The sequence below is a fragment of the Myxococcus sp. CA039A genome (assembly GCF_013336645.1).
GTDB classification, from domain to species: domain Bacteria; phylum Myxococcota; class Myxococcia; order Myxococcales; family Myxococcaceae; genus Myxococcus; species Myxococcus llanfairpwllgwyngyllgogerychwyrndrobwllllantysiliogogogochensis.
Map to the genome: position 1 here is coordinate 1 of NZ_JABUMQ010000297.1, position 14346 is coordinate 14346.

At 69.0% G+C, this 14346-nt stretch carries 14 protein-coding genes; 8 read left to right on the forward strand and 6 right to left on the reverse strand.

Annotated elements, in window-relative coordinates; all coding sequences use genetic code 11:
- On the forward strand, positions 1-643 hold a 643-nt coding region (locus tag HR086_RS36270; protein ID WP_217442079.1), incomplete at its 5' end, for a hypothetical protein.
- 68 nt (positions 644-711) lie between these two features.
- On the opposite strand, the gene HR086_RS36275 is transcribed toward HR086_RS36270, so the two are convergent.
- The 4 genes from HR086_RS36275 to HR086_RS36290 all read right to left on the reverse strand — a co-directional run bounded on the left by HR086_RS36275 (position 712) and on the right by HR086_RS36290 (position 4644).
- Positions 712-1296 (reverse strand): superoxide dismutase, encoded by a 585-nt coding sequence (locus tag HR086_RS36275; protein WP_174467907.1) that lies wholly within the window; start codon positions 1294-1296, stop codon positions 712-714.
- 193 nt (positions 1297-1489) lie between these two features.
- A complete protein-coding gene (locus HR086_RS36280) occupies positions 1490-2062 on the reverse strand; it encodes an imm11 family protein (RefSeq protein ID WP_174460585.1) in 573 nt (190 codons plus the stop codon).
- Between the two features lie 174 nt (positions 2063-2236).
- Positions 2237-3526, reverse strand: coding sequence for a universal stress protein (locus tag HR086_RS36285; RefSeq protein WP_174453738.1), 1290 nt, complete (start codon positions 3524-3526; stop codon positions 2237-2239).
- Between the two features lie 104 nt (positions 3527-3630).
- Positions 3631-4644 carry a 2-hydroxyacid dehydrogenase gene (locus HR086_RS36290; RefSeq protein ID WP_141642586.1) on the reverse strand — a complete coding sequence of 338 codons (1014 nt, stop codon included), beginning with the start codon at positions 4642-4644 and terminating at the stop codon, positions 3631-3633.
- Positions 4645-4902: 258 nt separating this feature from the next.
- On the opposite strand from HR086_RS36290, the gene HR086_RS36295 reads away from it, so the two are divergent.
- Both HR086_RS36295 and HR086_RS36300 read left to right on the forward strand, forming a co-directional pair.
- Entirely contained in the window at positions 4903-5355 is a 453-nt protein-coding gene (locus HR086_RS36295; RefSeq protein ID WP_174467908.1) for a co-chaperone YbbN, read from the forward strand.
- 40 nt (positions 5356-5395) lie between these two features.
- A complete protein-coding gene (locus HR086_RS36300) occupies positions 5396-6736 on the forward strand; it encodes a nicotinate phosphoribosyltransferase (protein WP_174467909.1) in 1341 nt (446 codons plus the stop codon).
- On the opposite strand, the gene HR086_RS36305 is transcribed toward HR086_RS36300, so the two are convergent.
- On the reverse strand, positions 6703-7158 hold the full coding sequence (locus HR086_RS36305; protein ID WP_141642583.1) for a DoxX family protein: 456 nt from the start codon (positions 7156-7158) through the stop codon (positions 6703-6705). The two genes, HR086_RS36300 and HR086_RS36305, sit on opposite strands and share 34 nt — an antisense overlap.
- Before the next feature lie 696 nt (positions 7159-7854).
- Entirely contained in the window at positions 7855-8763 is a 909-nt protein-coding gene (locus tag HR086_RS36310) for a LysR family transcriptional regulator (RefSeq protein WP_174467910.1), read from the reverse strand.
- A 207-nt stretch (positions 8764-8970) separates the two neighbouring features.
- Here HR086_RS36310 and HR086_RS36315 point away from each other — a divergent pair, with 207 nt between their 5' ends.
- The 5 genes from HR086_RS36315 to HR086_RS36335 form a co-directional block, all read left to right on the forward strand.
- Positions 8971-10083: a kelch repeat-containing protein gene (locus HR086_RS36315; protein ID WP_174467911.1), complete on the forward strand. Its 1113-nt coding sequence runs from the start codon at positions 8971-8973 to the stop codon at positions 10081-10083.
- A 383-nt stretch (positions 10084-10466) separates the two neighbouring features.
- Complete coding sequence (locus tag HR086_RS36320; protein ID WP_141649378.1) at positions 10467-10868, forward strand: hypothetical protein; 402 nt, start codon at positions 10467-10469, stop codon at positions 10866-10868.
- A 415-nt stretch (positions 10869-11283) separates the two neighbouring features.
- Positions 11284-12543 carry a TIGR02270 family protein gene (locus tag HR086_RS36325; RefSeq protein ID WP_174453731.1) on the forward strand — a complete coding sequence of 420 codons (1260 nt, stop codon included), beginning with the start codon at positions 11284-11286 and terminating at the stop codon, positions 12541-12543.
- A 20-nt stretch (positions 12544-12563) separates the two neighbouring features.
- Positions 12564-13586 carry a DUF2169 domain-containing protein gene (locus HR086_RS36330; protein ID WP_174460581.1) on the forward strand — a complete coding sequence of 341 codons (1023 nt, stop codon included), beginning with the start codon at positions 12564-12566 and terminating at the stop codon, positions 13584-13586.
- Positions 13583-14346: 3-oxoacyl-ACP synthase (locus tag HR086_RS36335; protein WP_174467912.1), on the forward strand; the 764-nt coding region annotated here is incomplete at its 3' end. The genes HR086_RS36330 and HR086_RS36335, both read left to right, overlap by 4 nt.

Sequence of the window (14346 nt, forward strand, 5' to 3'; positions counted from 1 at the left end):
GAGTTGGAGGGGGAAGGTCGGAGTGGGTGGGCTCTTCGCGGCGCTCGCGGCGTTCGCTCCTGGGAGCGCGGAGGCGGACGCGGGCGACCTGGCCCTGGGCCATCACCACAAGGAGAAGCACGACAAGAAGAAGAAGGGGGAGGCGGCTGGCACCGGTGGCTCGGGTGCGGCGGCGATGATGGGGCCTCGCGTGGGCGGGCACGTCGCCGCGGTGATTCCCTTCCTGAGCGTCACCGACGAGGACACCTCCGTCATCTTCGGGGACTTCTTCGACCTGGGTCTGGCGCCGGGCATCACCCTGCACCTGAACGAGCGCTGGGCGCTCGACTTCGAGTTCATCGCCTACAGTCGCTGGCGGTTCGAGGATGGCGGCAGGCCCGCGAGCGTCAGCACCAGCATCGTGCTGGACCCGGGCGTCATCTACGACTTCGGGCAGTTCAAGGGCGGCCTGCGGCTCGCCATGCAGGTGGGCGCGGGCGTGCCGTTCAACATGGGCGTGGTGCCCATCATCATCAAGGGCTTCCCCATCACCGAGCACCTGAAGTGGTTCGTGGAGCTGGACCTGCCCTTCTTCGTCACCGGAGCACCGGGCGACGGGGGCTTCAGCTTCTCGCCGCAAATCCAGACGGGCATCGCCTTCTGACGACACCCGTCCCAACACGCATCCAGAGCCGCTTCACGGTGCTCGATGAAGCGGCGCTGGGTGTGGAATCAGCGCGCCTTGAGGTTCTGGGCGACGAAGTCCCAGTTGACCAGGTGCGTGAGGAAGGTCTCGATGTACTTGGGCCGCTGGTTGCGGAAGTCGATGTAGTACGCGTGCTCCCACACGTCGATGGTGAGCAGCGCCTTCTGGCCGTGCTTCATCGGCAGGTCCGCGTTGCCCGTCTTGGTGATGGCGAGCTTTTCCTTGTCCAGCACCAGCCACGCCCAGCCGGAGCCGAACTGCGTCGCGGCGGCCTGGGAGAACTCCTCCTTGAACTTCTCGAAGGAGCCGAAGTCGCGGGTGATGGCCGCGGCGAGGTCACCCGTCGGCAGGCCTCCACCGCTCGGCTTCATGCAGTGCCAGTAGAACGTGTGGTTCCAGACCTGGGCCGCGTTGTTGAACACGCCGCCATCGCTGGAGAGGATGACCTCCTCCAGGGACTTGCTCTCCTCGGGCTTGCCGGCGAGCAGCTTGTTCAGGTTCGTCACGTACGCCTGGTGGTGCTTGCCGTAGTGGTACTCCAGCGTCTCCTCGCTGATGTGAGGGGCGAGCGCGTCCTTGCGGTACGGAAGTTCAGGCAGCGTGAAGGCCATGAGTCGGGTCCTTTCCAGGGTAAAGGGATGCGGAGAACTATCACCCTCCTACCCGCGAAAGGGGCACGACTCCAATGCATTGGCGGCCCGCCAAAGCACTGGACGCCCGGGATACCGACGGGTCAACACTCCGCGCGGACACCCGGGGCGGCGCTGTTTCAGGTGACCCGGGCACATTACGGAACTGGACACCTTAGACTTCCTCGAAGTCCGCTCCCGTCACCCTGGCGCGCTCCAGGACCAACTTGATGTGCTCCGAGACGATGAGCGCCTCGGACCAACCCCAGGTGCGAAACACCTGGAAGCCTCCGACCTTCATCGGGTCAATCCGCATCCCGATGACGCCGCGGTAGTGGTCAGCCTTGTCCGGTCGCGCGTCCTCTGGTTTCCAGACCTGTATCTCCTTCGAGGCCTTGTCATCGATGCACCGGATGAGCCTCGTGGCCACGAGGACATGGTACTCACCTGAGCCGCCCTTGACGTTCACGGGCAGCAGCTGAACTTCCTGGGGGGCATACTCCGCGAAGAGACTCGACATCCTGAGGTGGACCACGGGAGTCCTGCCGGCGCCCACCATGTTGAAGTCACGCCGACGCCCCTGCTCTCGAACACGAAGCTTCAGGGTGGCAGGGGCATGGACAACGGGCCGGCCCGAGGTGAACTCCGTCGTGTCCTCCAGTTCCTGTCCCTGTCCGTCCATCAGGGCTCCCAGGGACCAATGACCGGCCTGCACGGCTTCGTTGAGCCTGAAGTATCGAGTCGGCATCGTGGACATCCCTACGACCTCATTCGCCTTGAGTCAGAGGCTTCTGGAGCTGCGTCGCCGGAGTCTGGGCTCCTCGGGCGCGACTGTGAAGCGCTCGTGATGACACCGGGGCCCTTCATGCCCTCCAGCGCCTCTATCGTGACATGTGTTTGAGGCCGTCACACGCGCGGCCCCTCACACCGTGGGTGGGCGCACCAGCAGCACGGGCCGCTCGGTGCGAGCGAGGACGGCCTGCGTCACCGAGCCGAGCACCGCGCGCTTCAGCCCCGTGCGCCCATGCGTCCCGAGCACGAGCGCGTCCACGCAGAGCCGCTCCGCCGCCTGGGCCAGCGCCGTCACCACGTCCTTGCTCCCGGTGACGACCTCCACCCGCGCGTGACGTCCCGTGGCCTCGGCCTCGCGAGGCACCAGCGCCTCCAGTCGCCGCCTCTCGGTCTCCACCGACTGTCCCGCCTCCGCGACGTGGAGCAGATGCACCGTGCCACCCGGAGCCACCAGGCCGAAGGCGTGCGCCACCGCGCGGTTGCCCGTCTCCGAGAAGTCGGTGGCCACCAGCACGTCGCGGAACGAGGGCAGCGGCGCGTCCACGCCCGTCGGCACCGCGCGCGAGGACACACACGCCACGGAGATTCGCGCCAGCCGAAGCGCATGATGCGACACGCTCCACATCTTCCCGAGCGCACGCCGGTGATGTGTCCCCACCACCAGCAGGTCCGCGCGCTCCCGCTCGGCCAGCTCCACCAGGTGGTCGGCGATGCGCCCCAGCGAGGGCTCCAGCACGGTGCGCGGCGGCGCGCCTCCCGAGGCCAGCGGCGCCATCAACGCCTCGGTCTCCCTGTCCAGCACCGCGCGCAGCTCCGGCGTCATCTCCGCGAGTTCCAGCGGACGCGACAACCCCAGGCGCCGGTACTCCTCATCCGGCCACACCACGCGCGCGCCCACCACCTCCACCGTGCCCCACGCGCGCAGCCCGCGCACCCACTCCCGCGCGGCCTCGAAGGGAATCGAGCGGTCCACGCCGAGCACCACGCGCAGGGCGCGCCTGCCCTGGACCCACGCCTCCATCACCTCCGCGTCGCGGACCGCCAGCAGCGGCACCTCCAGCGACTGCGCCAGCCGGTCCACCGTCCCGCCGACGCCCAGGAACGGTGCTTCCTGCGTCGGGGGCGCCGTCACCACCAGCGTGGCCGCGCGCTGGCGAGCCACCTCCGCCACCTCCGCCGACGCCTCGCCGGTGCGCAGCTCCTGCTCCACCCGGGCGCCTGACTTCGTCAGTCGGCGGACCTCATCTCCCAGCGCGGCCTCGGCCGCCTGGAGCAGCGCCTTGCCGAAGGCGCGCGCGGAGTTGGGATTGAGCACGTGCACCAGGTACAGCGGCACGTCCGCCTTCCGAGCCAGCTCGGCGGCGAGGTCACTGGCGCGGCGCGCGGCGTCGGAGAAGTTGGTGGCGCAGACGATGGACATGCGTGGTTCCTCCCCGAGTCGGACACGGCTCGGCGGCTCCCTCGGGAGCCCTGTCGGACGGGCGTCATGCCCATCCGCCCTGCTCATGCGCTCCGCCTTCATCCTCAGGCGGGCCGCACCTGCTCGACGCGCACCTCGTGCACCAGGGGCTCGCCATGCTCGAAGGCCCGGACGCTCGAAAGCGTGGTGCGGGCGATGCTGACCAGCGCCTCCCGCGTGAGGAAGGCCTGGTGCGACGTCACGAGGACATTGGGAAAGGTGAGCAGGCGCGCCAGCACGTCGTCCTGGAGCACCTGGCCGGAGAGGTCCTGGAAGAAGATGCCTTCTTCCTCCTCGTACACGTCCAGGCCCGCCGCGCCGATGTGGCCGGACTTGAGCGCGTCGATGAGCGCGCGGCTGTCGATGAGCGCGCCCCGGCCCGTGTTGACGAGCACCACGCCGCGCTTCATCCGCGTCAGCGCCTTCGCGTCGACCATGTGCCGCGTGCCCGGCGTGAGCGGCACGTGGAGCGAGATGACATCGGAGGCCGAGTACAGCTCCTCCAGCGACACGTAGCGCGCGCCCACGTCCCGGGCGAACTCCTCATCGGGCGCGGCGTCGAAGCAGACGATGTCGCAGCCGAAGCCCCGGAAGATGCGCGCGGCCACGCGGCCGATACGGCCCGTGCCCACCACGCCCACCGTCTTGCCCGCGAGGTCGAAGCCCACCAGCCCATCCAGCGAGAAGTTCCAGTCGCGCACGCGCGCGAAGGCCCGGGGGATGTGGCGGTTGAGGGAGAGCACCAGCGTCACGGCATGTTCGGCCACCGCGTGCGGCGAGTACTCCGGCACGCGAGTCACCCGCACGTCCAGCCGCCGCGCGGCTTCCAGGTCGATGTGGTTGTAGCCCGCGGAGCGCGTGGCCACGAGGCGCACGCCGCCCGCTCGCAGCACCTCCAGCGTGGGCGCATCCAGGCGGTCGTTGACGAACGAGCACACCGCATGGAAGCCCTCCGCCAGGCGCGCCGTCTGGAGCGTCAGCCGAGGCTCCAGGAACGTCAGCGAATGGCCGAACTCCGCGTTGGCGTCCTCCAACGCGCTCCGGTCATAGCGATGGGTGTCGAAGACGGCCAGCCGCATGCCTGCTCTCCCGCCGACAGGCCGTGTGCCCGCCGCGTCCGGTCGGTTGCCATTGCAACGCGCACACCACGCACGCCCTCGGGTGAGCGAGGCGGAGGGACCGCGCAAAAGCTGCACACGTCCTGGGGTGAGCGCAAAAGCCACGGATGCCCCAGGAGCTGGCGACCAGGCGGGTGCGCCGTTAGAAGCACGTCGCGCGAGCCGCGTCCGGAGCCGACACGGCCTACCTTTTCGAACGAGAGGCTCCGAGGAGGCGTCATGTTCCGATGTGCAGCCTGTGGTGCGTTCAATCGCGTACGAGAGCCCCGTCCTTCCGGGGCACCGGAGTGTGGTCGCTGCCACAAGGCGCTGGACCTGTCGGGCGCGCCGCAGGAGGTGGATGGTGAGGGCCTGGACCGCGCCGTGCTCGGCTCTCCCGTGCCCATCCTCCTGGACCTGTGGGCGCCGTGGTGCGCGCCCTGTCGCGTGGCGGGCCCCATCCTGGATGAGGTGGGCCGCGCGAAGGCGGGACAGCTGCTGGTGCTCAAGCTGAACACGGAGCAGCACCCGCGTCCCGCGAGCGCCCTCGGCGTGCAAGGCATCCCGACCTTCATCGTCTTCTCCGGTGGGCGCGAGGTGGCGCGGCGCAGTGGCGTGTTGCCCAGGCCGGAGATGGAGCAGTGGGTATCGAGCGCCACGGCGGGCCCGCCGGGCACGGGGGCCACGGCCTGAGTCCCGCGCACAGCGCGCTCGCGGAAGGAGGAGACCAGCCATGGAGCCCGAGGCCGCGCTGCTGACGGACCTCTACCAGCTCACGATGACGGAGGCGTATCTCGCCGAGGGCCAGTGGGACGAGGCGGTCTTCAGCCTCTTCGTGCGTGGGCTTCCGGCGAGGCGCAACTACCTGCTGGCGGCGGGCCTGGAGGACGTGCTCGACACGCTGGAGCACCTGCGCTTCCGCGCGGAGGACCTGGAGTGGTTGGCGTCACAGGGGCGCTTCTCGGACCGGCTGCTCGGGTGGCTGGAGCGCTTCCGTTTCAGTGGCGATGTGGACGCGATGCCTGAAGGCACTCCGGTCTTCGGCCAGGAGCCGTTGCTGGAAGTGCGCGCGCCGCTGCCGGAGGCCCAGTTGGTGGAGACGTACCTGCTCAACCAGGTGCACCTCCAGACGCTCGCGGCCTCCAAGGCGTCGCGCGTGGTGACGGCGGCGGCGGGACGCCCGGTGATGGAGTTCGGGCTGCGGCGCATCCACGGAACGGATGCGGGGATGAAGGTCGCTCGCGCGACGTACCTGGCGGGTGTGGACTCCACGTCCAACGTGCTCGCGGGAAGGCGGTATGGGATTCCGCTGTCGGGCACGATGGCGCACAGCTACGTGCAATCGCATGAGGACGAGCTGGAGGCCTTCCGAGCCTTCACCCGCGTCTATCCCGACGCGACCCTGTTGGTGGACACCTACGACACGCTGCGCGGCGTGCAGCACGCGATTCGACTGGCGAGGGAGCTGGGCGAGGACTTCCGCGTGCGGGCGTTGCGCCTGGACTCGGGCGACCTGCTGGCGTTGTCGCTGGCGGCGCGCGAGCTGTTGGATGAAGCGGGTCTGGAGCGCGTGCGGCTGATTGGAAGTGGTGGGCTGGATGAGGACGCGGTGGCGGGCCTGCTCGCGCGGGGTGCGCCACTGGATGGGTTCGGCGTGGGCACGGCGATGGGGGTGTCCGCGGACGCGCCCTCACTGGACATGGCCTACAAGCTGGTGGAGTACGCGGGCAAGGGCCGCGTGAAGCTGTCCGCGGGCAAGGTGCTGCTGCCTGGGGCGAAGCAGGTGTATCGCCAGGAGGAGGACGGCGTGGCGAGAAGGGACCTGCTCGTGCGGCGCGGAGACGTCGCGCGTGGACATCCCCTGCTGCGTCCGGTGATGCGAGCGGGGCAGCGCCTGCCCGGAGCCACACCATCGCTGGAGGAGGTCCGCCAGCACGCGCGGCGGGAGCTGGCCCGACTCCCCGCCGAGGTACGCGCCCTGGAGCCCGCGAGACCGCCCTACTCCGTCGTCATCGGCGACGGGCTCGCGAGGGCGCGGGCTCACGAAGTCGAGGTCTGGGCGGCCGAGCCCTGAGCGGCGCTCTTGCGCGACAGGAGGCCGTCCACCGCGAACGCACCATTGCCCAGCAGGGCCTGGGCGATGAGCGACAGGATGAGGAACGCGACGTACTCCCAGCCTCCGCCCTCGTTGGTGAACATCCAACCCAGGGAGAGGTGAGACTTGAGCGCGCCGAGCATCACCGGGAGCAGCGCGAGCGCCACCCATCGGACGCGAAACCCCGCGAGCAACGCGAGGCCGCCGAGCAGCTCCGCCGCGAACACGGGCCCGGCCGTCCAGCCAGGGAAGCCATGGGCCTCGAAGAAGCGGGCGGTGCCGTCGAGCGTGAAGATGAACGCCTTGGCTCCCGCGTGCGCGAGGAAGACGGCGCCCAGTGCCACGCGGAGCACGGTGGCGGCCAGTTCGGAAGAGGAAGGAAGCGAATCGCTGCGACGCATGAAGGCGGCTCCTGGAGTGGTGGAGGTACGCCGCATGAAATGCGCGCCTCGCGGGCGCGGCGGAAGGTCAGCCTCGCGAACGAATTGTTCTGGTGGCAGGACAATCTGCGCGGGGGGAGTTCAGCTTCAACGAGCGGAGCGGAACCAGGAGGCGGCGCGTCGAGGTCCAAGCGCGGGGCGCGCTCAATCCCTGCGGGCGGAGCGGAACTCGGAGGCCAGCGCGTCGAGGTTCGCGCGCGGTTCGACTTCAGTCCCAGCGGGAGGAGCGAAACTCGGAGGCCAGCGCGTCGATATCCGCGCCGGGGTCGACTTCAGTCCCAGCGGGAGGAGCAGAACTCGGAAGTCAGCGCGTCGACATCCGCGCGAGGGGTCGACTTCAGTCCCAGCGGGAGGAGCAGAACTCGGAAGTCAGCGCGTCGATATCCGCGCGGGTTCGACTTCAGTCCCAATGAGAGGAGCGGAACTCGGAGGCCAGCGCGTCGAGGTCCACGCGCGGGTCGCGCTCACTCCCTGCGGGCGAAGCGGAACTCGGAGGCCAGCGCGTCGAGGTTCGCGCGCGGGTTCGACTTCAGTCCCAATGAGAGGAGCGGAACTCGGAGGCCAGCGCGTCGAGGTCCACGCGCTGGTCGAGTTCAGTCCCAACGAGAGGAGCGGAACTCGGAGGCCAGCGCGTCAAGGTCCACACCCAGGTCAAGCTCACTCCCAGCGAGCGGAGCGGAACTCGGAGGCCAACACGTCAAGCAGGGCTCTGACGAGCGGTGGAGGGGAGCGGCCCGCCGCGTGGACGGCGTGGATGCCGACGGGCCTGGGAGCGAAGCGGTCCAGGACGGTGACGAGCCGGCCGGAGCGCAGGTCCTCGTCCACCATGAAGCGAGGCAGCACGGCGAGACCGATACCGTGAGCCACGGCCTCGCGCAGCAGCGTCCCGTTGGCGGCGGACAGCGGGCCCGACACGGGGACGGGCACGGGGATGCGTCCCTTGGGGCCGTAGAAGCGCCACTCGTCCTCGGCGCGCAGGTGCAGGTAGCGCAGACAGTCGTGGCGCAGCAGGTCCTCGGGATGCTCGGGGGTGCCCCGGCGCTTCAGGTAGGCAGGTGAAGCGCAGACGCACAGCGCGGTGGTGGCGAGCTTCCGCGCCACGAGACTGGAGTCGCGCAAGCGCGTGATTCGCAGGGCGACATCCACCCGGTCCTCGACGAGGTCGACGAGCCTGTCGCTCAGCATGACCTCCACCGACGTGCCCGGATGCGCGGCGAGGAAACGGGCCAGCGGGCCGGCGAGGTACATCTGCGCGAAGCTGATGGGCGCGTTGATGCGCAGCGTGCCTCGGCCCACGTCCGAGGCCCCGCGCGTGGCGGCGCTCGCCTCCTGAAGCAGTTTCGAGCAATGGGCGTACACACCCAGGCCCGCGTCGGTGACGGAGAGCTTGCGGGTGGTGCGGATGAGCAACCGCTGCCCCACCCGGGACTCCAGCCGTGAGACGCGCGCGCTCACCACGGACTTCGACACACCGAGCACGGCCGCTGCCCGGGTGAACGAGCGGTGCTCCACCACGCGCGCGAAGCACGCGAGGCCCAGCAGGTCATCAAACAGAGGCTCCGTCACCCGCCGCAGGCTGCCATGGGGGCCCGTGTAGGACCAGCGGGGAGAGAAGGAGCACGCAGTCCCAGGACTGGGACCAGAGACTGTATTTCCAGTGCAATCCGGTGGCTGTTAAGTCGCGTCGTCACGCGATGTTGACGAGGAAGGTCGGGCGGAGCGTCGGCCCCTCTCGTCACAATGCGGACCTCACCCCATCACCACGAGGAACGGATGACACGAGTAACCACAGCGAAGACGTGGCTCAGCCTGGGATTGTGTGGAGCACTGGCGACGGTGGCCGGAGCCTCCACGGCGTTCGCGGAAGCGCCGCGCGCCGAGACGCGCACGGCGTTGCTTTCACCCTGGTCTCAAGCGGCGTCGATGAGTCAGATTCGCGCGTTTCACACGGCGACGCGACTGCCGTCGGGCAAGGTGCTCGTCACGGGCGGCAATGGCTGGGGCACGGTGACGGCGTCGACCGAGACGTATGACACGGCCACCAACACGTGGAGCGCGGCGGCTGCGATGAGCCAGACGCGAGCACACCACACGGCCACGTTGCTGGCATCGGGCCAGGTGCTCGTCGTCGGTGGACTGGGCGCGGGAACGTTGGCGAGCGCGGAGCTCTACAACCCCACCACGAACACGTGGAGCGCCACGGGCAGCCTGGGCACGGCGCGCAGGGCCCATCAGGCGGTGCTGCTGGCATCGGGCAAGGTGCTGGTGTTCGGCGGCTTCGGGCCGGCGGCGCTGAAGAGCGCGGAGCTGTACGACCCGGCGACGGGGACGTGGACGGCGACGGGCTCCACGTCGGTCGTCGCGGGGAAGGTCAGCGCCACGCTGCTGCCTTCGGGCGACGTGCTGGTCATCAATGACGACGGCGTCACTGGCGCGGCGGAGGTGTACGACGTGAGCGCGGGGGCGTGGAGCCGGGCGTCGGACCCGCCGGCGTTCTATGGGCACGCAGCGCTCCTGTTGAATCAGGGCGCGGTGCTGGCCACGGGGCAGGAGACGGGGCAGTACGCGAGCGGCGCGTGGCTGTTCTGGCCGGAGGACAACGAGTGGGAGTACGTCTCGTACGCCACCGAGGAGCGGCGGCGGAACCACTCGATGACGCTGCTTCCGTCGGGCAAGGTGCTCGTCGCGCGCGGCACGCGCAACCAGATTGGCGGCACCACGGAGATGTTCAACCCGGCCACGTGGCAGCTGTCCGTCGTGGGCAATGACACGCCCACGCAGGGACATACGGCCACGCTGCTGACCAACGGCAAGGTGCTCGTCGTGGGAGGCTCCAGCCAGGAGGAGCCGGAGCTGTACTCGTCCGGCGAGCTGTTCACCGAGTAGCGCACGGTCCATGCCTTCAGGCCCGCCTGTCTCCCAAGCCGAGACAGGCGGAGCCTGGGACTGTTCACCGAATCGCGCGCGACTCATGCTTCCCGGCCCGCCTGTCTCCCAAGCCGAGACAGGCGGAGCCTGGGACTGTTCACCGAATCGCGCGCGACTCACGCTTCCCGGCCCGCCCACCTCCCAAGTCGAGACAGGCGGAGCCTGGGACTGTTCACCGAATCGCGCGCGACTCATGCTTCCCGGCTCGTCTGCCTCCCGAGTCGAGGCAGGCGGAGCCTGGGGCTGTTCACCGAATCGCGCGCGACTCATGCTTCCCAACCCGTCCCCCTCCCGAGTCGAGGCAGGCGGCGCCAGGGGGGCTGTGCTACGCAGGGCGGGCGATGGCGACCAACGTCCCCACTCTTCTCATCGAGGGCTACTCCGCCGACGAGCTGCTGCGGATGCCTGCGGAGGAGCTCGAGGCCTTCGCGTTCACCGGCGAAGCGTTGATCCTCCGGGTGGGCAGCGGCGAGTTGCTGGGCCGCTTCCGGCGCCTTCCGGACCGACTCGAGGTGGAGCTCGCCCAGGTCGACCGTGGTGGCGAGGGGATTCTGCTCGCCCTGTGGCGACTGGCGCGTCAGCTGGCGAGCGCGCGCGGGTTGACCCAGGTCGAGTGGATTGTCCACGCGGTGCATTGCGCCAGGCCCAACCTCAAGCTGCGCCGCGTGCTCGAACGTCGTGGCTTCGTGGTGCGTGAGCTGCCTGGACGCGGCTCGGCCTACCACTTCATCGACACGGTGTAGGCCCCGGCATCCACTGTGTTCGCCGGGCCCACCGGTCCGCGTCACGGGCCGACCGTCCTGTCTCGCGGACAAGGCGTGTAACGGGCGACGTGTGTGTCCCTGGCTCGCGGCGTGGGTGACAGAGGGGAAGACACGTCGACCGTGTCCCCTCGTGATTGGCCAGCGAATTGAAACCGGAGCCTCCGGGGCTCGCGTCGACCGTGAGCCCGCATTCGCTCACGAGTGGACAGAAGCACCCTTCCGGACACGTGGACCACGCGACCTCAAGTCCTGACTACTTCACAAGTCACCCTCACTTCAAACAACCTATAAGGGCACAACCGTGTCCTGGCGACCCGTGTGGACGCATCCAGGTCCGCACTCGATGTCAGAGCGCAACGCCAGGATTTGGGTGCTTGGCTGGGGGGAGGCATCAATGATGTTGGTGGATGTCTGGGAAGAGCACCTCGATGAGGCCTCTTTCCGGTGGGAGCAATGGGAGCAGGCCCTCGTGGCTCCTGATGCGACGCTATTGGCGACAGCGGAGCGGGAGGAACGCCTGCTGGGTCATCTGGAGGGACTGGCGGAGCAGGAAGCACTCGAGGCCGTGGTGCGGCCGGCGTTCGACTCGGAGGAAGCGGCTCGCGTCTCCGTCGCCACCCATGTGCTGCTGAGTCAGGGCGCCGTGGACGAAGTGTTGTCGCGACTGCGTGGGTCGGAGGTCGAGCTCCGTGCCGCCATGTGCCGCGCCCTGGAAGTCAGCGAGGTCGCGGGGGTGAGCACGGCGCTCGAGTCACTGTTGAAGCTGGGCGATGTGGACCTTCAGGCTCGCGTGTTGGAGGCGCTGGCCGGCAGACAAGGCACGTCGCCCGACGTGCTCGCGCGGTACTTCCCGCATGACGAACCGAGGGCGCGAATCGCCGCACTCCAGGGAGCAAGGCCACTGCCCGAGGAGCTTGCGCGGCGGATGTTGCCCGCACTGCTCGCCTCCGCGCATCCCGACATCCGGCTGGCGGCCGTGGAGGCAGGGCTGACCGCGGGGCTGCGTCTGGCGTGGGAGGCGTGTGGAAGAGAGGCACGGGCGCTCACACCGGAAGCCATGGTGCTGCTCGCGATAGGGGGCGGTGAAGAGGACACGGACTTTCTGGTGGGACTGGCGAAGGACGACGAGCTACGTCCCGAAGTCGTGTGGGCGCTGGGGTTCAGCGGGCGGCTCGCGGCGATGGACTTCTGTGCGGAGTTGCTCAACGTGCGCGGAGTGGCCCGGCTCGCGGGAGAGGCGTTCTCGGCCATGACGGGACTCCAGTTGGAGGGGCCGTACGCACTGCTCGAGGAAGAGGAATCCGACGAGTCCGAGGACCCCGAAGCGGATCTCACGGTGCGCCCCGAGGATGATTTGCCGTGGCCGAACGTGTCGGCGGTCCGGGGTTGGTGGGCGGAGTCACGCAGTCGCTTCGTGGAGGGACAGCGCTATCTGCTGGGGCAGCCCTTCAGCGGGGTGGTGCTGATGGAGGCCCTGGAGTCGAGCTCGATGCGACGTCGGCACGTGCTGGCACGCGAGCTGGCCATCCGCACGCGCGGGCAGCACGTCATTCCCACCCGAGCCTTCACCCATCGCCAGCGCGAAGCCCTCGCGCGGGCCCGAGGGGCGAGACTGGTGCTGGGAAGCGGGCCCCTTGTTTCCACGCTTCGCTGAGCGCGCCGAGGACTCACACCATGCCCGCGCTCGAGAACCTCACTCCGTTCGCAGCCACTGATTTCCTGACGCAGACAAAGGAAGGAGAGGACGGCCTCATCCTCATCGTGGCTGGCAGCTTCACCCTCCCCGCGCCTGGACGAGCCTCGGTGGCTCCGTTGGCGTTGAGCGATATCCAATCCGCGCCACCGAGGATGGACGCGTACTGGGGACCACCGGAGACATCGAGCCTCCGTCATGAAGCACCGTCGTCCTATGCGCGGCGTGCGACGGACGTGTTGTTGGACGGGCGAGCGTGGGCACCACGCGGCCGCAAGGTGACGGGGACTCAAGTGCGAGTACGCGTGGGGCCCGTGGAGAAGCGGGCACAGGTCTGGGGCACGCGCGTCTGGTATCGGGGGTTGGTCGGGCTGAGCGCCTCGGCCCCGCTGCCGTTCGAGTCCCTGCCGCTGCGGTACGAGTACAGCTTCGGAGGCACACGAGCGTCTGGGTACGAGCCGCGCAATCCGGTGGGACGCGGGTTCTACACGAGCGCGAAAGAGGCGCTGGAGCAGCCGTTGCCATCCATCGAGACGCCGGAGGCACCGGTGCGCGGGTGGTCGGACAGACCGCCTCCATGTGGCTTTGGACCGGTGGCTCGGCACTGGCAGCCACGAGTGGGTTGGGCAGGGACCTACGACTCTTCATGGGTGGAGAAGCGAGCGCCCCTGTGGCCCGCGGACTTCGACGAGCGCTTCTTCCAGGTGGCGCCCGAGACGATGCGCGCCTCATCTCACTTGCGAGGAGGTGAACCCGTGGTGCTGGAAGGAGTGTCGCCGGACGGACCGCTGGCGTTCCATCTGCCCGAGTACAGGTTGATGGCGCGCTGCATGTTCGCGGGGCAACGGGAGAAGCGCCGCATGACATTGGACGAGGTGCGGTTGGAACCCGAGGAGCGCCGGGTGGTGCTCACCTGGCGGGCGACGTTTCCGGCGCATCGGAGGTTGGCGACACATGAGGTGAGCACGGTGCGCCTGCTGGAGTCGTGGGAGGACGTGTCATGAGCGGAGCGAGGGTGGTGGGGCTGGGGTTGTGTACGCCCATCGGGACGACGACACACCTGACGCTCGCGTCACTGCGAGCGGGCCTCGTGCGCTTCGCGGAGACGCAAGTCGAGGACGACCTGGGTGAACCGGTGAGGGCGTCTCGGCTGAGTCTCCTGGACGCGGCGATGACACGGACAGAGCGCATGTCCGCGTTGGCGCGACAGGCCCTGGTCGGGGTGCGGCCCGTGCTGGAGCGATTGCCACCGAGAGGACGTGTGCCTGTGTATCTCGGGCTCCCGGAGCCTGGGTTGGGGGCGGAGGTAAAGCGGGAGGCACTGGTGTCCGCGTTGCTGGCGGAAGCTGATGGGCGACTGGAGTTGGTGAAAGTTCACGAAGGAGGAAGAGCGGCCTTCTTCGAGGCGCTGGCCACGGCCACGAGAGACCTGCAGTCCGGTCGAGCCGGGGCAGTCGCCCTGGTGGGGGCGGTGGACTCGTTGGGGGATGCGGTATCTCTGGAGGGGCTCTCGAAGGCACGGCTCCATCTGGGGCGGCAGAACCCGGACGGACGGATTCCTGGCGAGGCCGCGGGCTTTGTCGTGCTCGCGCGACCAGGGGCGGCGAAGTCACTCGGGTTGGAAGAGACAGGAGTCGTGCTGGGGACCGCGCTGGGGGTCGAGCCTCGGCCCTTTGCGCGGACGGCGCCCAGTCTGGCGGAAGGGCTGACGGAGGTGCTCCAGAGCGTGCGGGGCGACGGGGTGATGGGTGGGCGGCGTGTGGA